Annotated in this window: 18 protein-coding genes and 2 pseudogenes; 13 read left to right on the top strand and 7 right to left on the bottom strand. The window is 46.7% G+C overall.

The annotated features are described in order from the left end of the window. Both ACIQZ3_RS09215 and ACIQZ3_RS09210 read left to right on the top strand, forming a co-directional pair. Positions 1–210, top strand: a 210-nt coding sequence (locus ACIQZ3_RS09215) for an IS3 family transposase (RefSeq protein WP_397392454.1), incomplete at its 5' end; no start/stop codon positions are given. A gap of 393 nt (positions 211–603) precedes the next feature. After that, positions 604–900 (top strand): annotated as a pseudogene (locus ACIQZ3_RS09210) (integrase core domain-containing protein); the annotation flags it as partial. Between the two features lie 129 nt (positions 901–1,029). Here ACIQZ3_RS09210 and ACIQZ3_RS09205 read toward each other — a convergent pair. Further along, positions 1,030–1,787, bottom strand: a pseudogene (locus ACIQZ3_RS09205) (transposase); the annotation flags it as partial. Between the two features lie 346 nt (positions 1,788–2,133). Between ACIQZ3_RS09205 and ACIQZ3_RS09200 the strand changes: the two are divergent. From ACIQZ3_RS09200 to nadB, 9 genes are all read left to right on the top strand, one after another. Next, a complete protein-coding gene (locus tag ACIQZ3_RS09200) occupies positions 2,134–2,706 on the top strand; it encodes a phasin family protein (RefSeq protein WP_397392452.1) in 573 nt (190 codons plus the stop codon). A 96-nt stretch (positions 2,707–2,802) separates the two neighbouring features. Beyond that, positions 2,803–3,108, top strand: a complete 306-nt coding sequence (locus ACIQZ3_RS09195; RefSeq protein ID WP_397392450.1) for a YciI family protein — start codon at positions 2,803–2,805, stop codon at positions 3,106–3,108. 66 nt (positions 3,109–3,174) lie between these two features. Further along, a complete protein-coding gene (locus ACIQZ3_RS09190; RefSeq protein ID WP_397392448.1) occupies positions 3,175–5,556 on the top strand; it encodes a DUF748 domain-containing protein in 2,382 nt (793 codons plus the stop codon). Between the two features lie 2 nt (positions 5,557–5,558). Further along, on the top strand, positions 5,559–5,789 hold the full coding sequence (locus ACIQZ3_RS09185) for a hypothetical protein (protein WP_397392446.1): 231 nt from the start codon (positions 5,559–5,561) through the stop codon (positions 5,787–5,789). A 201-nt stretch (positions 5,790–5,990) separates the two neighbouring features. Continuing rightward, the gene (locus ACIQZ3_RS09180; RefSeq protein ID WP_397392444.1) at positions 5,991–7,793 is read left to right on the top strand and encodes an NAD(P)H-dependent oxidoreductase subunit E; all 1,803 of its coding nucleotides are present in this window, start codon (positions 5,991–5,993) and stop codon (positions 7,791–7,793) included. 37 nt (positions 7,794–7,830) lie between these two features. Then, positions 7,831–10,725 carry a formate dehydrogenase subunit alpha gene (gene fdhF, locus ACIQZ3_RS09175; RefSeq protein ID WP_397392442.1) on the top strand — a complete coding sequence of 965 codons (2,895 nt, stop codon included), beginning with the start codon at positions 7,831–7,833 and terminating at the stop codon, positions 10,723–10,725. Between the two features lie 116 nt (positions 10,726–10,841). After that, positions 10,842–11,063 carry a ParD-like family protein gene (locus ACIQZ3_RS09170; RefSeq protein WP_397392440.1) on the top strand — a complete coding sequence of 74 codons (222 nt, stop codon included), beginning with the start codon at positions 10,842–10,844 and terminating at the stop codon, positions 11,061–11,063. Beyond that, positions 11,063–11,341 carry a type II toxin-antitoxin system RelE/ParE family toxin gene (locus ACIQZ3_RS09165; protein WP_397392438.1) on the top strand — a complete coding sequence of 93 codons (279 nt, stop codon included), beginning with the start codon at positions 11,063–11,065 and terminating at the stop codon, positions 11,339–11,341. Before ACIQZ3_RS09170 ends, ACIQZ3_RS09165 begins: the two co-directional genes overlap by 1 nt. Positions 11,342–11,380: 39 nt before the next feature. Next, positions 11,381–13,042, top strand: a complete 1,662-nt coding sequence (nadB, locus tag ACIQZ3_RS09160; protein ID WP_397392436.1) for an L-aspartate oxidase — start codon at positions 11,381–11,383, stop codon at positions 13,040–13,042. Positions 13,043–13,052: 10 nt separating this feature from the next. Here the strand turns inward: nadB and nadC are convergent, their stop codons facing one another. Both nadC and nadA read right to left on the bottom strand, forming a co-directional pair. Beyond that, positions 13,053–13,910, bottom strand: coding sequence for a carboxylating nicotinate-nucleotide diphosphorylase (gene nadC, locus ACIQZ3_RS09155; protein WP_397392434.1), 858 nt, complete (start codon positions 13,908–13,910; stop codon positions 13,053–13,055). A 23-nt stretch (positions 13,911–13,933) separates the two neighbouring features. After that, the gene (gene nadA / locus ACIQZ3_RS09150; protein ID WP_397392432.1) at positions 13,934–15,052 is read right to left on the bottom strand and encodes a quinolinate synthase NadA; all 1,119 of its coding nucleotides are present in this window, start codon (positions 15,050–15,052) and stop codon (positions 13,934–13,936) included. 522 nt (positions 15,053–15,574) lie between these two features. Here nadA and ACIQZ3_RS09145 point away from each other — a divergent pair. Together ACIQZ3_RS09145 and ACIQZ3_RS09140 are read left to right on the top strand one after the other, a co-directional pair. Next, positions 15,575–16,591 (top strand): sensor histidine kinase, encoded by a 1,017-nt coding sequence (locus ACIQZ3_RS09145; RefSeq protein WP_397392430.1) that lies wholly within the window; start codon positions 15,575–15,577, stop codon positions 16,589–16,591. A gap of 299 nt (positions 16,592–16,890) precedes the next feature. Continuing rightward, the gene (locus ACIQZ3_RS09140; protein ID WP_397392428.1) at positions 16,891–17,439 is read left to right on the top strand and encodes a hypothetical protein; all 549 of its coding nucleotides are present in this window, start codon (positions 16,891–16,893) and stop codon (positions 17,437–17,439) included. A 7-nt stretch (positions 17,440–17,446) separates the two neighbouring features. Here ACIQZ3_RS09140 and ACIQZ3_RS09135 read toward each other — a convergent pair whose 3' ends face one another. The 4 genes from ACIQZ3_RS09135 to pgi are packed head-to-tail and all read right to left on the bottom strand — an operon-like array spanning position 17,447 to position 20,980. Beyond that, positions 17,447–17,707, bottom strand: coding sequence for a CcdB family protein (locus ACIQZ3_RS09135; RefSeq protein ID WP_397392426.1), 261 nt, complete (start codon positions 17,705–17,707; stop codon positions 17,447–17,449). A gap of 55 nt (positions 17,708–17,762) precedes the next feature. Then, positions 17,763–18,044, bottom strand: a complete 282-nt coding sequence (locus ACIQZ3_RS09130; protein ID WP_397392424.1) for a type II toxin-antitoxin system CcdA family antitoxin — start codon at positions 18,042–18,044, stop codon at positions 17,763–17,765. A gap of 8 nt (positions 18,045–18,052) precedes the next feature. Continuing rightward, complete coding sequence (locus ACIQZ3_RS09125) at positions 18,053–19,438, bottom strand: phosphomannomutase/phosphoglucomutase (RefSeq protein ID WP_397392422.1); 1,386 nt, start codon at positions 19,436–19,438, stop codon at positions 18,053–18,055. A gap of 45 nt (positions 19,439–19,483) precedes the next feature. After that, positions 19,484–20,980, bottom strand: a complete 1,497-nt coding sequence (gene pgi / locus ACIQZ3_RS09120; RefSeq protein ID WP_397392420.1) for a glucose-6-phosphate isomerase — start codon at positions 20,978–20,980, stop codon at positions 19,484–19,486. Positions 20,981–21,152 lie beyond the last annotated feature (172 nt).

The raw sequence follows: 21,152 nt of genomic DNA, 5'->3' as shown, positions 1-21,152 counted from the left end.
GCCCCTGCAGAAAGCTGGTTCGGTAGCTTTAAGAATGAAGCCATCTACGGCAATCGCTTTGCTACCCATGAATTAATGAAGACTACTTGCTTTGACTATATTGAAGTGCGTTACAACCGTAAACGTCGCCACTCCAGTCTTGGCTATCAATCTCCTAAGCAATATTTACAGAACTGGCTAGCAAGAAGAAAGGAGATGCTGGTAGCATGACGACTCACGCTGATTGCAGGTGAAAAACGAGGGGAAGGTCATTAGGGGTATCTCATAACTATCCATTGAGATAGGTCTCAAGTGTTACCGCGTTTATTTAATGGTGCCCATGTCGAGGTAATTCAGTAATAATTCTTGGGAGGTAATCCTTGTAGAGTTGCATTCGCGGGTCGCCCATAGATCAGTAAGAAAAAATTGCTTACATAATTAGTTTTGGCTGGGGCTGGTTGGCACGCTTAATCCCTTAAATTTTCGGATGTATTGGAAGCGCCCCATTTTCTGCATTTGGTTTGTTAAATCCATTCCTGTAAAGCCTGAGAATGGCGCTCACTCCTGAGCCGCTGTCAATTTAGCACCACTACCAGTGGAGTGGTGCTAAAAATTAACGCGAGTCACTCAGAGTCTTTATTTAAAACCCTGAAATACCGCTCAAACTATGCCGGCATGGTATTTGCCACTGTATTGGAGGCACGTCAGTGGGTTGAGCAATTTGTTCATTGGTACAACACCGAACACCGTCATAGTGCCATTCAGTTTGTGACTCCGAATGAACGCCATCAGGGCGTAGATGGCGCATTATTAAAACAACGTAGCGCTCTGTATGAGTCAGCAAAGATGCGCAATCCAAAGCGTTGGAGCGGGGCAACTCGGAACTGGAGTCCTGTATTAGAGGTGCACTTAAATCCGCAGACCAAGGCCTCTGGCGAACCCAATCCCTTAGTTAACAGTAACTCAACCATCCCAAAGGAGGTCTTAGCAACACCTAGTCTGGCAACACTGCTGCAATGAAGTGATGCGACAACTAGCTTGAAATTTTCCGTCTGCCGCCTTGGGATATTTGGCAAGGTAGCATTGCACAAAGTGATTTAGAGCTTGCTGAGCTGCTTTCAGATCAGGCGCCATCCAGATCGATCGCAGATCTTCTTTGGCTTTGGCATGTAAGGATTTGGGCAGTGCATTTAAGACATTCTTGATCTTATGCACCCAGCAGCGCGGAGCAGTCGTTTCTGGATAGGCTTCTTGCATCGCAGCCCAAAATCCGAGAGTACCATCGCCTGTTGCTAGTAGTGGGCCGCTAGCCAAGCCTCTTTAGTTTCAGCAAAGCCCTCACCGATGGCTACCCGCCCCCTGGTTCCATCGGGTCGAACGCCAATGATGACTAGCAAACATTGGCCATTGGAGTCTTCTGCTCGCACGCCTGTATGGATGCCATCAGCCCACCAGTAGATGTATTGTGCGGCAGATAGGTCTCTGGCATTCCAGGTTTTATATTCAGTTACCCAAACTTCTTTGAGACGGCCAACGACATTGGCTGAGAGGCCCTTAGCATCATCGCCCAGCAAGGTACATAAGGCCTCACTCATATCCCCAGTAGAGATGCCTTTGAGATAGAGTTAGGGGATGACGGCAGTCATTCTGGCGGACTTACGGATATACGCCGGCACCAGATTAGAGTTAAAGCGCACCCCCAGCTTATTGCGGTTTCGTACTCTGGGCACCTTGACGGGAACAGGGCCTACTGCGGTCAGGATGGGTCGTTCTGGTAAATAGCCATTGCGAATCATCTCTTCTAGGCCCAAGGGCATAGGCAAAACATGAGAGGCGGGTTTTTTGGTATCGCTCTTCATGGTGGTGGAATGTTCCTTTGGTGAAAGTTTGATTTGGATAATCGTATTTTCAACAAAAACTTCCACTGCCTTCACTGATTGGGCTATACACAAGATTTGACTTTAACTCCAGGGTCATTAGCCTTTGGGCTAATTCACAGTCTATAAGTGGACCCCTAAAATGGGTAGTATGCAAGTAGTGAATTCATAAAAACTATCAAAACTATTTATTGAGATCCCCATGAGTGCAGCAAAAAACTCTTAGAATGGTGCATCGCAACAAATTTTCATCAATTTAAAAAGTTAGGAAAACACCATGTTCCAGAATCAATTAAACGACCAAATCTCGCAAGCTCAAGCTAAAGCTGTTGAAAACGCTAAGTACTTGGCACAAGTAGCCGTTGAAAGTGCAAAAGAATTAGCTGAAATCAACCAATCTGCCGCTAAAGATGCTTTAGTTGCTGCTCAAGACACTAGCGCACAATTGTTGGCAATTAAAGATGTACAACAGTTGGCAAAATTGGCTCAGCCAGAAACAGCTCAAGAAGCTGCTAAGTACGCTGCTGCTTACCAAGCTAAAGTAAACAAAGTTGTACGTAACGGTAGCAAAGAAGTTGCTCAAGTGGTTGAGGCTTCTATTGATGACGCACGTGCTGACATGGTTCAGTTTGTTAAAGAAGCTACTAAGACAGCTCCTGCTGGTTCTGAGGCATTTGTATCTGCATTCAAAACTGCATTCGAAACTTCACTCCAACAGTTTGACCAAGTTCGCGCTTCAGCAACTGACGCTTTCGCAAACTTTGAGAAAAGCATGGACGCTGCATTGGCTAACGTTCAAGGCCAAGGCGCTGTAGCTAAGCCAGCTGCAAAAAGCCGTAAAGCTGTTTAATTTGTTTTAATAGCTTTGCACGAGAAACCGCCTTCGGGCGGCTTTTCTTTTTCTGCTTGCCGTAAGATCTAGGTTTGGAGTTCAACAGGAGAAATCATGATCTTTGCAATCCTTTTAATGGATCGTCCCGGCACAGCAGAACTACGCATTCAAGTCCGACCAGAGCATCGCGCCTATCTAGGCAAACTTGCAGACAAGATGGCTTTTGCTGGACCGCTGACATCCGAAGATGGCAAGACCACAGTGGGTAGCTTGCTGGTGATGGATTTCCCAAGTAAGGCGGATGTTGAGGTTTGGTTGGCAGATGAGCCATTCACTAAAGCAGGCGTCTATGAAAAGCCAGTTATTCATGCATTTAATAATGGATGGACGCAAAAGGTCGGATTTCCGCTGGCAGTCTAAATTCAGTTTGGCATCTCCTTTAAGACTCCAATTACCGCAAAAATGATTTCTTTTAATCTTTTGATCATGCGAACCTACATGCTCCGAATTGCCGGAGGTTTTCTTGCGCTCACTTTTTTATTCTGGGGTGCTTGCCACCTTTGGGTTCCTGGTGCCATCAAGAATGCAGCTGAGTCTTATGGCCAAAAGATTGATTATGAGATCGCCTACCAAGATCTCCGCATTTCCCCCCTGAGATTACGTATTGAGCTTGATGGTTTCAAGTTAATCGATAGGCGGCAAGGGCAGTTACTTCAGTTAAGGAAGGCAGTAGTGATGCTGAAGTGGTCCCGCATCATGATCGGGGAAGTGGGGTTCGATGAGATTCTTTTGGATGAGCCCAGCGTTTTGCTTGAAAAGCGCGGCTTGAAAGGAGGCTCAGCCCAGTGGAATTGGCAAGAATTGATTGCTGCTATTACGCGCAATTTGCCTCCAATGGATCCGACTAAAGCCAAAAAGAATATAAAAATCTCTGTAGATGAATTTATGGTCTCGAATGCTGCCTTGGAGATTTCAGATCCCAGTAAAAAATTGCATGAACAACTCAAGTCACTTTCCATTGAGCTATTTGACATAGCAAACTACGATAAAGAAGGTGACGTGAATGGTGTGCGCGGTCAGTACGGATTAAACCTGGGCGCGCTTCGTTTTACCCTTCCAGGAATGAATCAGAAAATTGCTTTTAAGCGCTTTGTCATTAAAGGTGCGCTAGATAATCCTGCGCCAGATGCAATCAGCGCGCAGATTAACTTGGAGATTGATGATGGACGAATTCTCTCCCATTGGGATTTGAACTCGGATAAATCCATTGCTGGAAGAGTCGAGGTGGAAAATCTTTCGATTACTCCTTTTATCGCATTGCTTCCGGCCAATAAAGAGCTGCAGGCTCAAGGCGGCTTCATTCAGTCGGCAGTTGATATCAGCCTCAGGGGTGATGAGCTTGCCGTGTCAGGGGATTTGCATTTGCTGGATCTAGATTTGCTGGAGCAGGGGCAATCCCAAGCGCTCTTGAAATGGAAGTCTGGCGACATTAATCAGTTTATCTATCAGAGCTCAAAACGATCCGGCTCGAGTTTGCTCATTGGTGAGCTAGCGGTAAGTCAACCTGTTCTCCGGTTTGAGATTGATGAAAAGGGCTTCTCTAATTTCAGGCGCTTATTTGCTAAACCAAATGCAGGGGTTGCTGATGTGGAGAGCTTGCCTACAGCAACAAAAGATAAATCATCCTTTGCAATGAATATCAAGACATTGAGGTTTCGTGAAGGCGAAGTGCAGTTTGCTGATCTAGCTATGCAACCGAACTTCAAAGTCAACCTGAGAAAATTTAATGCCAGCTTTTCGAATGTCAATAATCTCCCGGGCCACTCATCGACCATGACATTGGATGGGATATTAGCTGAATCTGGCTCAATCCGAGGTAGGGGGCAGATTGCATTTGATGACCCGCGTCGCAATAACGATGTCACACTCAACTTTAAAAATGTTCCACTCAATGCATTTAATTCTGCCTTCATGACCTTTGCCGGCCACCAAATTGCTAGCGGTCGAGTGAACTTGAATTTGCATTACAGCGCAAAAGATGGCGATCTGAAGGGGGGTAATCAGATCGTTATTAAGAAGATTGAGCTCGGCGAAGAGGTGGCTGACTTTCGGGGGAAAAAATTACCATTAGGTTTAGCGATTGCCTTGCTTGAGGATTCTGACGACACGATTGACGTCACTATCAATATTGCCGGCAATGTAGATTCACCGGAGTTCAGTGCAGGTGGTTTAGTGTGGCAGGCAATTAATAATATGCTTACCAATGTCGCCACTGCACCATTTAGAGCTTTAGGTTCGTTATTAGGTATGGGCGCCAATGATGGAGTGAATGCGGTGCTGGGTGAGGCGCTTTACTTGCCACCAGATCAGGATCGTTTGGAAAAGTTTGGCGACTTCTTAGTTAAGAAACCCCATGCTGCTTTGGAGTTAGTTGGCACCTATGATCCTGAGGCAGATAAAGCTGCTCTAGCACGTGCAACGGCAGATCTGGCTATTCTGAAAGCTGCTGGCTTGAATATTGCCCCTAATGAGCTTATTTCTTCACCGGATTTCTCTGATTCGAAGGTTCAGGCTGGCCTGAGGTCGGCTTACGCTCAATACCTTGGCAGAATTAAATTAGGCCAGCGCTTAGTGACCCTTCCAGAGGGTGCGGCGCGCAATGAGCAGTTGCACGCAGAGCTTATTGCTAGCATTCCCGTCACGGATGAAGAGCTTAAGGGTTTGGCAAAAAATAGGGCGAAGTTGGCCCAAAGCCTAATGGTTAAAAGTAACCCTGAATTGAGAGATCGAGTTAGTTTGGGTGAGGTAAAAACTGTCAGTTCTAATGAGGAGGGTGTCCCCCTCGAAGTTGAGGTCAGAATCAAGTAGACTTGAGGCATAATTCAACTACTTTGCGCCTCTTAGCTGCCCTTGTTTCTATTGCTGCCATTGTTTTAACTGGGTGCGGCTCTATTGAGTCCGCTGCTCAAGACGATTGCACTTCTATCGGTTGGCAAGTTGGTAGTAAAGGCTATAACGACTGCTTCAAGGCGCGTGTATATGAACGTAAGTTGGATTACTCACTCCCGCCAGGCGACAAGCCATCCCCATCCGTCATTTAATTTAGGGTTTACCCTTAATAAATTCACTTGAGCTCCGTCAAGGACTTGAGTGCAGAAATAACCCAAAATCGATTGTGATTTTGGGAATTTCCTATATATAGCGAGGCAAATCATTTCTCGCTGTAATGGACATTCTTAAGCAAAGCATTCAATACACAAAAACAGCATCATTATTGCGACTAGACATTAGAGGCTATTACTATGAATCACCCAAAACCCTCTGGAGAGATCAAGGCCGTTGCTGTGACAACTGCGGATGATTTAAGGGAAACCATTCGTCGCAAGAGCAAGCTTAAAGGGCGCCAAGCAGACGACGCATCTTTAGCGGAGGTTCGTCAGTTAATTGGTGATGCGCCACACCGTCGCGATCTGCTGATTGAAAATTTACACAAGCTCAATGATGAATACCGTGCCTTGCATGATCGTCACTTAGTTGCCCTCGCAAAAGAAATGAATTTGCCGATGGCTGAAGTCTATGAAGTTGCAACCTTTTACCATCACTTTGAAGTAGTGCGTGGCAATGATCCCGTCGCTGATATCACTGTGCGTGTATGCGACGGTATTGCCTGTGAATTGGCGGGCGCGCAAAACCTTCTTGCAAAGCTGCCGGCAATTTTAGGCAACCCTAAGGTCAAAGTAGTGGCTGCGCCCTGCGTAGGTCGTTGCGAGCAGGCTCCAGTAGCGGTAGTGCATCAGTACCCAGTTCTGTTTGCGACTACCGACAAGGTTAGCGCTGCCGTCAAAAATAATCTGACCACTCAGCCAATGGCTAAGGATGTTGCCAATTTTGATCCGGCAGCTTTAGCTGAAAAGGGTGTTTCTCCTCAGAGCGAGAATCAAGCAGTTTCGCCTGACTATGTGGGTTACGAGTCTTATCGTGCACAAGGTGGTTATGCCTTGGCTAAAGAAATTGCTGAGGGTAAGAAAGATGCTGAAAGCATCATCAAGGCAATGGAAAGTTCTGGCCTTCGTGGCCTTGGTGGCGCAGGCTTCCCAGCGGGGCGCAAATGGCGCATTGTGAAAGATCAAGTTGCTCCGAAGTTGATGGCCGTGAACATTGACGAAGGTGAGCCGGGTACATTTAAAGATCGTACTTATTTGGAACGTGATCCACATCGCTTCTTAGAGGGTTTATTGATTGCAGCTAGCGTTGTGGGTATTGATGCTTGCTACATTTACTTACGTGATGAGTACCATGGTTGTCGTGAATTGCTCGAAGCAGAGTTGGCAAAGCTCAAAGCAAATCCCCCATTTAAATTGCCTTCGATTGAATTGCGTCGTGGTGCTGGTGCTTATATTTGCGGTGAAGAATCCGCCATGATTGAAAGTATCGAAGGCAAGCGCGGTGAACCCCGTATGCGTCCTCCATACATTGCTCAAGTAGGATTGTTTGGTCGCCCAACACTAGAGCACAACTTTGAAACTCTGTATTGGGTACGCGATATTATTCAGCGTGGTCCAGAGTGGTTTAGCTCTTTTGGACGCCATGATCGCAAAGGCTTACGTAGCTATAGCGTCAGTGGCCGAGTAAAGAATCCTGGTGTCAAATTGGCTCCAGCGGGAATCACTATTCAGGAATTAATTGACGAGTACTGTGGTGGCATGCAAGATGGCCACAAGTTCTATGGCTACCTGCCTGGTGGCGCATCTGGCGGCATCTTGCCAGCCACGATGAATGACATTCCACTCGACTTCGATACATTGCAGCCCTATGGCTGTTTCATTGGTTCTGCTGCAGTAATGGTCTTTGGTGACAAAGACAAAGCGCGCGATATGGCGCTCAATGTGATGCACTTCTTTGAACATGAGAGTTGTGGACAATGTACTCCGTGTCGTGTTGGTACAAGCAAGGCCGCCAAGCTGATGCAGTCTAAGTCTTGGGATCAAGACACCTTGGAGGATCTAGCAACCGTGATGGTTGATGCCTCTATTTGCGGCCTAGGTCAAGCAGCACCAAATCCTATTCGCTGTATTGCTAAATATTTCCTGGAAGAGGTTGCTTAATCAGCAACAAAAAAATCAAGGGAAAAACGAGACAAATATGAATGCACCAGTAAATCCTAAAGAACTTGAATTGCAAACCGTTGAGTTCAAGCTAGACGGACAAACCATCGTTTCTTACGAAGGTGAGACGATTCTCAAGGCCGCTAAACGTCATGGCATTGATATTCCGCATCTGTGTTTCAAAGATGGCTATCGTGCTGACGGTAATTGCCGTGCTTGCGTAGTAGAGATTAATGGCGAGCGTACTTTAGCGCCTAGTTGCTGTCGAAGCGCTACGCCCGGCATGGAAGTCAAGGCTAATAGTGAACGCGCATTGAAGAGTCAAAAGCTCGTGTTGGAGATGTTGTTATCAGACATGCCGGACGAGGGTTTTAAGTGGGTAGGAGACGGCAAGGAAGAAGAACAAAAAAATCAACATGGCGAATTAAGTACCTGGGCAGCACGCATGGATGTGACAGTTCGACCAGAGCTCAAAGCATTACGTCGCGACAAAGTCAGCAATGACATTTCTCATCCAGCGATGGCGGTGAACTTGGATGCGTGTATTCAATGTAATCGTTGCGTACGTGCTTGCCGTGAAGAGCAGGTGAATGATGTGATCGGCTACGCAATGCGTGGCGCACATAGTGAGATCGTATTTGATTTGAATGATCCAATGGGCGACAGTACTTGCGTTGCTTGTGGTGAGTGTGTTCAGGCTTGCCCAACAGGCGCATTAATGCCTAAGGGTTTAATTGGCTCGCAAACTGTTGATCGCAAAGTGGATTCAGTATGCCCTTTCTGCGGTGTAGGTTGCCAAATTACTTACAACGTTAAAGACGAGAAGATTGTGAGTGTTGAAGGTCGTGATGGTCCGGCCAACCACAACCGTCTTTGCGTTAAAGGCCGCTTTGGTATGGACTACATCCATAATCCACAGCGCTTAACTAAGCCGCTCATTCGTAAAGCGGGTGTTGCTAAAGATAAGGCCTTGCTAGAAGGCAAGCAAGATTGGTTCGATATCTTCCGTGAAGCAACTTGGGAAGAGGCGCTTGAAGTTGCCGGTGGCGGCCTCAAAAAGCTAAAAGATGAATACGGCAATAAAGTATTGGCGGGCTTTGGCTCTGCCAAGGGTAGTAATGAAGAGGCTTACTTATTCCAAAAACTCGTACGTACGGGTTTTGGTAGCAATAACGTCGACCATTGCACCCGTCTTTGCCATGCATCTTCTGTTGCTGCCTTATTAGAAGGTGTTGGTTCTGGCGCAGTAAGTAATCAAGTGAATGATGTTGAGCACTCGAGCATGATTTTCTTAATTGGATCCAATCCAACTGCCAATCATCCTGTTGCTGCAACCTGGTTTAAAAACGCTGCTAAACGTGGCGCCAAGATTGTCTTGTGCGACCCACGCAAAACCGACATCAGTAAGCATGCTTGGCGCACCATGCAGTTCAAGCCAGACACTGACGTTGCCATGCTGAACGCCATGATCTTCACAATTATTGAAGAAGGTCTAGTTGATAAGGACTTCATCAAGAACCGTTCTAATAATTTCGAAGCACTTAAAGAGAACATCAAGGGCTATAGCCCTGAAGCAATGGCACCACTCTGCGGTATTCCAGCAGAGACTTTGCGTGAAGTAGCTAGGGAGTTTGCGACAACTAAATCCGCCATGATTTTGTGGGGTATGGGTGTTAGCCAACACGTTCACGGTACGGATAACGCTCGTTGCTTAATTGCCTTGGTCAGTATTACCGGTCAAATTGGTAAGCCTGGTTCTGGCTTGCATCCACTGCGCGGGCAGAATAACGTGCAGGGTGCTAGTGATGCCGGCTTAATTCCGATGATGTTCCCGAACTACCAACGTGTTGATAATCCAGAAGCGCATGCGTGGTTTGAGAAGTTCTGGGATACCCCATTAGATAAGAAGCCTGGCTACACCGTAGTAGAGATCATGCATAAGATCACTGCGCCGGATAGTGATCCAGATAAGATTCGCGGTATGTATGTTGAGGGTGAGAATCCCGCAATGAGCGACCCTGATTTGAATCATGCGCGTCATGCCTTAGCCTCTTTGGATCTCTTAGTTGTACAAGATATCTTCATGACTGAGACTGCACTCCTAGCAGACGTAGTATTGCCAGCCAGTGCATGGCCAGAGAAAGTCGGCACTGCAAGTAATACCGACCGTATGGTTCAGATGGGTAAGAAAGCAATCAATCCTCCGGGAGATGCCAAGCCTGATCTGTGGATCATTCAGCAAATTGCGAAACGCATGGGCTTGAACTGGAACTACCAAGGTCCAGATGATGGTGTGGCAGCGGTTTATGACGAAATGCGTCAGGCAATGCATGCAGCCATCAACGGTATTACATGGGATCGATTAGAAAAAGAATCTAGCGTGACATACCCATGTTTATCGGCTGAGGATCCAGGTCGTCCAATTGTGTTTAATGACAACTTTGCGACACCAGATGGCAAGGTGAAGTTGGTACCTGCCGATATCATTCCTGCGAATGAGCGTCCAGATGCCGAGTATCCATTTGTATTGATTACCGGTCGTCAGTTAGAGCATTGGCACACCGGCAGTATGACTCGCCGTGCCACCGTCTTGGATGCAATTGAGCCAATGGCCACTGTCTCCATGAATGGCGAAGATATGACCCAGCTAGGCGTTTCTGCTGGCGATGTCATTACCGTTCAATCACGTCGTGGCGAAGTGGGGATTCATGTCCGTAGAGATGATGGCACTCCACGTGGTGTGATCTTTATTCCGTTTGCTTACTATGAGGCTGCGGCCAACTTAATCACCAACTCTGCCTTAGATCCTTTTGGCAAGATTCCTGAATTTAAGTACTGCGCAGTCAAGCTTGCCAAAAGTGGTCATGCTGCTCCAGTAATGGGCTACGGTACTAATGATCCGAAACGGCAGAAGCTTGAGTCGACCCACTGATCATGGATCCGCTTGAGAAAAGGCCGCCTTTGGGCGGTTTTTCTTGTGAAATGACCTTATTTTCTATCTTGCTACTTTTGTAGTAAAATGCCCTGAACGGGAGATTTTTGATGGGCATGCCAGTCAGAATTGACGACAATCTATATGAAGCGGCGAAATCAGAGGCTAAGTCTGAGCATCGGACTATTGCCGGCCAGCTTGAGTTTTGGGCTACGGTAGGCAGGGCTGCAATTGATAACCCCGATCTCCCAATTTCATTTATTACCGCTTCTTTGGCATCACTAGCAGAGCCGAGGGCGGATGCTACGCCATTCATTCCCCGCTCTAAGAAGGTTTGATGGCGCATTCAGTTAATCAAACGCGCCGATTCGCCAGACAATATAAAAAGCTAAATGACAATATCGCCAAGGATGTAGATGGCGCCGTAGGAATTGCTTCAAATAAACCTTCAATCGGCGAAAGAAAGAAGGGCGATTTAGCTGCATTATTGGTGTACAAGTTCAATAGTAACGGTCAACTCTATTTGCTTGGCTACTCGCTTGATGACGGCTTCAGGTTGATATACCTCGAGGCAATCGGCTCCCATGAAAATTTCTATCGAGACATCAAGAGATAATCAACACAATATTCCATTGCCCTTTAGAATTAACCCTCCATGGCCAGTTCAAAACCCCAAACTTCAGCAGCTAATCCCAAAGCAGAATTACCCGTCCTGATTATTGGGGCGGGTTTAGCGGGTCTAACCGTTGCCCTGCACATGGCCGAGACGCAACCAGTCATTGTGATGGCCAAACGCGGTCTTGGTGAGGCTGCAACTGCTTGGGCCCAGGGTGGCATTGTTGGGGTAGTGGATAAAGAGCATGACAGTATTGATGCCCATGTTAACGACACCTTAGAAGCTGGCGCAGGACTTGTGGTGGAATCTACCGCTCGATACATCGCTGAAGAAAGTGCTGAAGCCATCCGTTGGTTGGTTGAGCAGGGCGTTCCTTTTACTGCTGATGAGACTGGCCCCATGGGTTTGCATCTCACGCGTGAAGGCGGTCATAGCCAACGTCGGATCGCGCACGTAGCCGATGCCACTGGTAAAGCCATTCATGAGGTATTGCTCGATAAGGCAAGAGCTCATAAAAATATTCAACTGTTAGAGCACTGGATTGCTTTAGACCTCATTACCAACCGTCACTTGGATGCGAAGACACAACGCACTAAGCCGAATCGTTGCTATGGTGTATATGCCCTCGATATTAAAAACAATCGCGTAGAAACGATTGAAGCCAAGTCAGTGGTATTGGCTACTGGTGGTGTTGGTAAGGTCTACCGATACACCAGCAACCCAGATACTGCTACAGGCGATGGCATTGCCATGGCTTGGCGTGCAGGTTGCCGTGTCGGTAATATGGAATTTATTCAGTTTCATCCGACATGCTTGTATCACCCTAGTGACAGAACCTTTTTAATTACTGAGGCTATGCGTGGTGAGGGCGGCTTACTTAAGTTACCAAACGGCACCCGCTTTATGCCAGAGCATGATGAGCGTAATGAGTTGGCTCCGCGCGATATTGTGGCCAGAGCAATCGACTTTGAGATGAAGAAGCACGGCTTAGATTACGTGCATTTGGATGCTACCCATTTGGGTGAAGCCTTTATTAAAGAGCATTTTCCAATGATCTATGCCCGTTGCATGAGTCTCGGTCTGGATATTACTAAAGAACCAATACCAGTCGTGCCCGCAGCACATTACACCTGTGGCGGTGTGGTGACAGACCTCAAAGGCAAAACGGACTTGCCAGGCTTATATGCCGTAGGTGAAGCAACTTATACCGGTTTGCATGGCGCTAATCGCTTGGCGAGCAACTCCTTGCTGGAGTGCGTGGTCATTGGTAAAGCCGCTGCTCAAGATATCTCTGCACTCAAGACGCCAGTTATGCCCAATTTACCTTTATGGGACGAGAGTCAGGTTGAGGATGCGGATGAACAAGTGGTGATTGCCCATAACTGGGATGAGCTACGTTCATTGATGTGGAACTATGTCGGTATCGTTAGAACCAATCGACGTCTTGAGAGGGCGTTGCATCGAATCAAACTGCTTCGATATGAAGTACAAGAGTATTACGCCAACTTTAAAGTGACGCGCGACTTAATTGAGCTTCGTAACTTGTTGGAATGCGCGGAACTGATTGTCAGGTCAGCCCTGATGCGCAGAGAGAGCAGGGGATTGCATTACAGCCGCGATTACCCGGGTACTTGGACAGTTTCTTATCCGACTATTCTGACGCCTCAAGCTGAGGGAAATTCTGAAAGCTCTGAAACCTAAAGATTGATTGTTAGGCCGATATTCTCATTGAGAAATCCACCGCATTAATATCTTTAGTCAGCTTTCCGAGAGAAATACGATCAACGCCAGTAGCGGCAATCGCACGCATCTGATCTAAATCGATACCACCAGAGGCCTCTAGTAAAGCGCGACCATTCGTAAAGGCAACAGCTTCTTTCATTTGCTCGGTGGTGAAGTTATCAATCAAGATGCTCTTTGCACCTGCATCCAAGGCTTCCTTCAATTCAGTGAAGTTTTCTACTTCCACTTGAATATTTACCCCAGAATTCAATGCCTGCGCTGCCTTGATTGCAGCAGCAACACCGCCTGCAGCAGCGATGTGATTCTCTTTAATTAAGATGCCATGCCATAGTGCAAGACGTTGGTTTTGACCGCCACCCACTCGTACTGCGTATTTCTGCGCCTGACGTAAACCAGGAATCGTTTTGCGTGTATCGAGCACTGCACAGCCCCTTGGATTAGGGCTGACACCTGCAATTGCATCAACGTGTTGACGTGCAATGCTAGCGGTCCAAGAGAGCGTTTGCAAGAAGTTAATGCAGGGGCGCTCAACAGAGAGAAGGGCACGAGAGTTGGCCTCAATATCGCAAACTTTGGTATCGGGCTTCATCAAGTCGCCCTCGAGGTAGTGCCAAGTCACTTTTGCAGAGGGGTCTAATTTCTTGAGAGTACCCTCAAACCAATCTACCCCACACAGCACAGCCTGCTCACGAACAATTAATTTGGCATGAACAGGTTTGCTAGGAACTAATTGCGCGGTCCAATCGCACTTGCCAATATCTTCCATGAGCGCATCAGCAATATTGCGTTGACGGGCTTGCTCTAAAGTTTCGTTGTAATCAAACATACGTATTGAGTCAATCAATTGAATTAAGCGGCACCGATATTCTTTACAAAGCCATGTTGGGCTTTAGCTAGAAGGTCGGGGTGGTTTTGGGTGAAGTCCAGCATGCGCTCAACACAGCCCAATGCTTTTACTCGCACATCTTCTTCAATGTGGATTTCACCAGAAGCATTCTCTAGGCAATTCAGAATTCCTTGTAAACCATTCATAGCCATCCAAGGGCAATGGGCGCAACTCTTGCAGGTAGCACTGTTGCCAGCGGTAGGGGCTTCTATCAGTATCTTATTGGGAGCTAATTGGCGCATGCGATGCAAGATGCCATTGTCAGTCGCAACAATATATTCATTGGTAGAGCCTTCAACAACAGCTTTAATCATTGCGGATGTGGAGCCCACAACATCTGCCAAATCCACCACGGCTTGTGGTGATTCTGGGTGAACCAAAATCATGGCATTAGGGTGGGCTGCTTTTAGCATTGCCAATTCAACGGCTTTGAATTCATCATGAACAATGCAAGCACCATTCCATAACAACATATCAGCACCAGTCTGCTCTTGAATGTATCGACCTAAATGACGGTCAGGCGCCCACAGAATTTTCTTACCATCAACCTTTAGTTGATGAACGATGGCTAGGGCGCAAGAGCTGGTCACCATCCAATCGGCCTGAGCTTTAACAGCAGCGCTGGTATTGGCGTACACCACAACAACGCGATCGGGATGCAGCGCTCTAAATGCAGCAAAGTCAGTGGCATCACAACCTAAATCTAAAGAGCAGGTAGCATCTAAGTCCGGCATAAAGACACGCTTTTCGGGGCTCAGAATCTTGGCAGACTCCCCCATAAAGCGCACGCCAGCCACAATGAGATTCTTCGCAGAGTGATTTTTCCCAAAGCGTGCCATCTCCAAAGAGTCGGCCACATAGCCACCGGTCTCCATCGCTAAATCCTGAATATCACCGTCAACATAGTAGTGAGCCACTAATGCAGTATCTTTCTCGATCAGTAATTGCTTGATACGGGCGATGACAGTAGCTTTTTCACTACCATGCAGTTGCGAGGGTGTTTTGGCCCAGGCTTGGGCGGTACAGGTCGCACCAGCAGCATTCTGCTGGGGATAGTCAAAGGCGATGGGCATTGAAGTCATATCTAATTTTAGCGTAGCGACGCTAATCCTGTGAGGGTGGGTCAGGTCGCCGTACTTCGGGTGTTAAGGCCCCTAGACGCAATATGACGCATTAAAAAGGTAGTAGCATATATATCCATGAAATATGCCAATGAAGCCCTCTCTCTAGTTTTTTCACTCCTGCTCAGCGGCTTGTTTATTTCCTCAATCCCTTACTTTCGTAAGAGTAAGCTGAGCAACTTCAATAACCTATGGTTGATTGGCCTTGGGCTCAATATTATTGCATTCTTATGCTTTGCATCTGCTTCAACCATTTCACCACCCCTCCTTACGCTCGCGAATTCCTGTTTCTTTGCTGCATACTTTTTTCTCGCATTATTTTCCCGATCTATTAATTCTCGATCCAATAAGACATTAGTCCGAGTATCGCCATTCATTTTTATTGCATTTGCTTTTGTATTTGAATATTTGCGACAGTACGGCATATTTCAAACAAGGGTTCTATTTGTAGTTTGTGCATTGATAGTCTGTCTTGTATGGATCTTGATTGAGTTATTTATTGCCCGTAAAAAAAGTCGTCATATTCAGCTTGATTTTTTAATGTTCACCACCTTTGCTGAGTTGGTACTTGGGCTCATTCGCCTCTGGATGGTTCTTTCCGCAACTACAACGGGCAATATTAATTTGTATGAAGAGCCCTTCATAAGCACATTGGTAAGGTGGTTTGGAGTTTCCTTTACCGTCTTATCCTACGTTTCTATTTTAGGATTCTGGGCTGAAAGAGTAAGTTCTGAAAATAAAAAAAATATTGAAGACAATATTCGCGTGAATGAATTACTCCTAGAGCGAGAGGCTTTAATTACTAACTTATTAAAGGCTAACAAAACTACTGCAACTGGAGCGCTCTCAGCTTCAATTGCTCATGAGCTCAATCAACCATTAGGAGCCTCTAATCTCAATATTCAATTTTTGAGAATGAAGTTGGATAAAGGCTTGCTTAGTTCGGATATTGGCAAAGAGGTGTTAGACGCACTTGAGTTTGATAACAATAGGGCGGCAACGATTGTGCGGTCCTTAAGGTCTCTTTTTACGGAGGGTGAGTCTCGGGCCCAAGAGCATGATTTGGCTTATTTGATATCAAGCGTGCTGGATATCGTCAAGCCGGAACTGAATGCTAGGCAGATTCAAATTCAGCTGCGGGTAGAGGAGGGGCTTCTCATCGAGGTTAGCTCAAGCGAGATTGAGCAAGTCATTTTGAACTTGTTAAATAACGCGATTCAATCTTTGGCTTCTATCAAGGCATCTTTGCGGACGATTGTGATTGAGGCCTATAGAGACGGGAATTCCGTGCACTTTAGTATTTGTGACAATGGTTCAGGTGTATCAACTCAATTCAGACAAAGCTTGTTCGAGTTATTGAACACCACCAAGAAATCCGGCATGGGTCTTGGCTTATGGCTCTGTAAACACATTGTGACTCGTTATGGTGGCGTAATTTGGTATGAGGATGCTCCCGGCGGTGGCGCACAGTTTCATTTCAAGTTGCCGATCGCCGGCTAGCAATGGGGCGGAAACTGTGAAACGACTACGCGAGAACGCAAAAATTGTTCAATAAGACCATGCTGAAAGGCGCCATCCATGCACTAGCCTTATTCAGCGCCTTGTTATTGGTGCCCGGGGTGAGTGCGAATGAAAGGCTTGCTTATCAAAATTGGATTGTGGATACGGACCCTGAAACTACTGAGGCTTACACGGCACGACTCCAATTCTTCATGGGGTCTTTTTTGCGGTGGAACCACTTGTGTGTTTTATCTCAACCCCAACCTCAATTGCCAGCCCAGCTTTAAAGACATCACATTATGAGCATTAAGCAATTTAACGCAACCTATTTAGCGCCGGATGATCGGCTGTTGTTTCGCTTTAATACCACCGAAGATACGGAGTTCCGTTTTTGGTTCACACGTCGGGTGACGCTATTTATTTTGGCTGCGACCCAGCATCTCACCGTGGAAAACCTGGAGCAGGCTCATGCTCCCGAGATTGCGAAGGCAATAGCGGAGTTTGACAAGGAAGTTATGCAGAGCAATCCAGAGTCTAAGGGTGTTTCGAAGGCTGAGGTATATCAGCCTGCCTCAAACTACCCTTTGGGGGCAGATCCGCTGTTAGTGATGGATGCTAAATGCACGCCCGAGAAGCAGGACTTAGAAGATGGGGTATCACTTGATCTCGTCTTGCCAGGTGGCGCCAATATGAATGTCAAGATGGCAGGTCCAACCTTGCAGGCTTTGTGCGCAGTGCTAAATCAACTGCGTGAACATGCTGTTTGGGGTGCGGTGCCCTCAGTGGCTGAATCGGCTACTCGTGGTGCTGACAATATAAAAGAGGGTGTCAAACCTTCGATTCATTGATGAGTTCCTAGAATCCATGAAAGAGTCTTTCGATTGCAGTCATCACGAGATGTTGCTGGGTCTTTAAGCTAGCAATTTCTGTTTTAAGGATTTTGCTTGGTACGGCTGCCATCTTTGGAGTTTCAAGTGCAAACTCACTGCCCTTGATTGAAAAGATTGGCATAAGATCTTGAGGAAGCTTCGCTTTTCTATAGAGACTAGCCTTTCTCAATGGGATGACAACTCTCGTATCTAGGCCACTTAATAAGTCAGTTTGGACATCTAACAAAAAAGTGTGGTCTTAGCATGCTCCCCAATATTTTCATAAACGCTAAATCTCGCCATTAGAAAGCTCTCCAGCTATCCAACGGCAAACCTTCATCTTCAATGGTTTTGTTATAGCTGGCAATGAAATCAGCATTTTCTAGCTTCCAAAGCCGCCCTTTTTCGTGCCGAACAAGAGATTCAAGGAATGCATCGCAAGCCTTTGAGATATTGATTCCTAGTTTCTTGGCCTCAGCCAAAACCTCGGTATTTAAGGTTAGCTTAGTCGCCTTTTTTAAGACTTTGTCTTGAGTACGGATGGAGTCATGAATGATCATGAACCAATTATGTGGGTATTGCATTCAGCGTCTCAGAAGGGAAGCTTCGCCTCCGGCTTAGCCGCCAGCAACACCGCCTTAAACTCCGCCTGAATACGTTTAATTGCTTGTTCGCTGTCCGCCTCAAAACGCATCACCACGACTGGAGTGGTATTAGACGGTCTAGCCAGGCCAAAGCCATCCGCATATTCCACTCGGACACCATCAATCGTATTAATAGACTCTGAAGTAGGGAACTTAGCATTCGCTTTGATGGTTTGAAGCAAAGCGAATGGCTCACCTTCAGCACAAGTGAGCTGCAATTCAGGAGTGCAAATCGCATTAGGTAAGCTATTAAGTGTGTCACTAGGATTCTTCTCTTTGCTGAGGATCTCAAGCAAGCGGGCACCTGTATAAAGACCATCATCAAATCCAAACCAGCGATCCTTGAAGAAGATGTGACCACTCATCTCACCAGCAAGCGGGGCACCAGTTTCTTTTAACTTCGCTTTGACTAAAGAATGGCCCGTTTTCCACATAATGGGTTCGCCACCATGCTCTTTTACGTAAGTGGCTAAGTTACGAGTGCATTTCACATCGTAAATAATCTGCCCGCCTGGATTGCGGGAGAGAACATCTTTAGCATAGAGCATCATTTGACGGTCCGGGAAAATCACTTGACCATCTTTAGTCACCACACCTAAACGATCTGCATCACCATCAAAGGCGAGACCTAATTCATTATCGGTAGTCTGGAGGTTCTTGATGAGATCTTGTAAGTTCTCAATATGCGCTGGATCTGGATGGTGGTTCGGAAAATGACCATCTACTTCACAGAACAATTCTTGGACTTCGCAGCCTAAAGCTCCAAATAACTTACCCGCAAACGCACCGCCAACACCATTGCCACAATCCACAGCAATCTTCATAGGGCGAGCCAGCTTTACGTCACCGACGATATGGTTAATGTACATCGGGAAAATATCAAAAGTACTTCTTGTTCCTTGGCTGGTAGCAAACTTCTTGGCTTCAATACGTTTACGCAAGTCCTGAATCTGTTCGCCATAAATAGCCGATGTGCCCAAAACCATTTTGAAGCCGTTGTAGTTCGGGGGATTGTGACTGCCGGTAATCATGATGCCGGACTTCGGACTCTTGCCGTCAATCGTATGGTTGGCAGCAAAGTACACCATCGGTGTTGCGACCATGCCCAAATCAATTACATTGATGCCGGTAGAGAGTAGGCCTTCTGTTAGCGCTTCAATCAAGCTAGGGCCAGATAGACGGCCATCCCGACCAATGACGATATCAGTCTCACCAAGCTCACGCATTTCAGTGCCAAAGGCCTGGCCAATCAGTTTGGCGATAGAGGGATCTAAGGTCTCATCAATAATGCCGCGGATGTCATATGCTTTAAAAATGGATGGAGACAATTGCATTGCAGATCCTTCGGTAAAAACACCCGCTTATTGCACGGGCGATAACTAGTTATTTGAATTTAATAGATTAATGCGGGTGGCAGTAACAGCGTCAATATCTGCACTAGCAGCAATATCGTGCTGATGGCTTGCAAGGGCTTTCTCAATCGGTTTAGCGAGCACTTTGCCGTATTCGACACCAGGTTGATCAAAGCTATTGATATTCCACAAAGCGCCCAATGTCGCAGTGCGGTTCTCATACAAGGCGAGTAGGGCGCCAAGATAAAAGGCATTGAGTTTAGGTAGCAACAATAAATTGCTTGGGCGTTGACCTGGATAGACGTTATTTGGATTGCTAGCAGCTTTGCCATTCGCTAATGCTTGCGCTTGTGCCAAGCAATTGGAAAGCAAAATACGGTGATGCGCTACAGCCACGGGCCGATCACTCATCGGTTCACGTACAGCAATGAAATCAATTGGAATGATCTCAGTGCCCTGATGAAAGAGTTGGAAGTAAGAGTGTTGCGCATTACTACCAGCGCTGCCAAATACCACTGGGGAAGAATGCTTCACCGGTTTGCCATTGCGATCTACGCTCTTGCCGTTACTTTCCATATCGAGCTGCTGTAACCACTTCGGAAACCAATCCAAGGCATCCGCATACGGAATTGCGGCATAAGCCTTAATGCCATGTTTCTCTTGCTGATACAGCAAGGTAAGTGCCATGATGACAGGCAGGTTTTGCTCAAGAGGTGCATTCTTAAAATGCAAATCCATTGCTTCGGCACCAGCCAAAAACTGTTTAAATGTTTCAAAGCCATATTGCAAAGCAATGGGTAAGCCTACCGCCGACCAAACTGAGTAACGACCACCAACCCAATCCCAAAAAGGAAAGATATTGCCTTCGTTTACGCCAAAGTCTTTGGCGGCAGGAGTGTTGGCAGTCACGGCATATAGGGCATGCTCAATTTGCCTAGGGGTACAACCGCTGTCCTTAAGCCAAGCCACAACGGCTTTGGCATTCATGGATGTTTCGAGAGTGGTAAATGACTTTGAGACCACAATCACACGGGTGCTGTGTGGCTGAGCACGAGCCAAGATGCGCGCTAACTCGGCAGTATCAATATTGGCCAAGAAATGCATGCGCATCCCACGGCTTTCAATACCGGGAACATGGGCTAAGGCTTCATTAGCCAGGCGAGGACCAAAGTCTGATCCGCCAATGCCAATATGAATGACGTCGGTTACACCAACCCATTTATTACACAAGGCTTCAATGCGATGCCAAACTTCAGAGACGGCTGGCATGACATCTTTACCATCGATCAAAACGGGCGTTTTGCTGAGATTGCGAAGTGCGGAATGGAGGGCAGGGCGATCTTCAGTATTGTTGATGTGCTTGCCAGCAAACATATCCACAATGAATTGCTCTAACTGCGATTGACGTGCGCCGGTAAAGAGCTTATTCCAGTTGCCCGCATCAATTCCTTGATAGGCGGTATCCAGCACCATATCGAGGGCTGAATGAATGCTTTGGTTGGCTAATTGGGCTTGCACAGACATTTCTAGATTTTATCAATAAGGAGATCAAAATACCCTAAAACACTGAAAATGTTACGATTTGAGCAATATAAAGGCTTTAACCCAGGCAAAAGTCATTACAAAATTGTGAGACATCTCAAATCAGGTCAGGAAAAGCCGAATGGAGCAGGTTGATTGCGTAGTAGTGGGCGCT

Origin of the sequence: Polynucleobacter sp. (genome assembly GCF_044342855.1) — a bacterium.
In the GTDB taxonomy this organism is placed as follows: domain Bacteria; phylum Pseudomonadota; class Gammaproteobacteria; order Burkholderiales; family Burkholderiaceae; genus Polynucleobacter.
The sequence above is the reverse complement of the archived record's forward strand: the minus strand, read 5'-3'. Positions and strand labels throughout refer to the sequence as shown.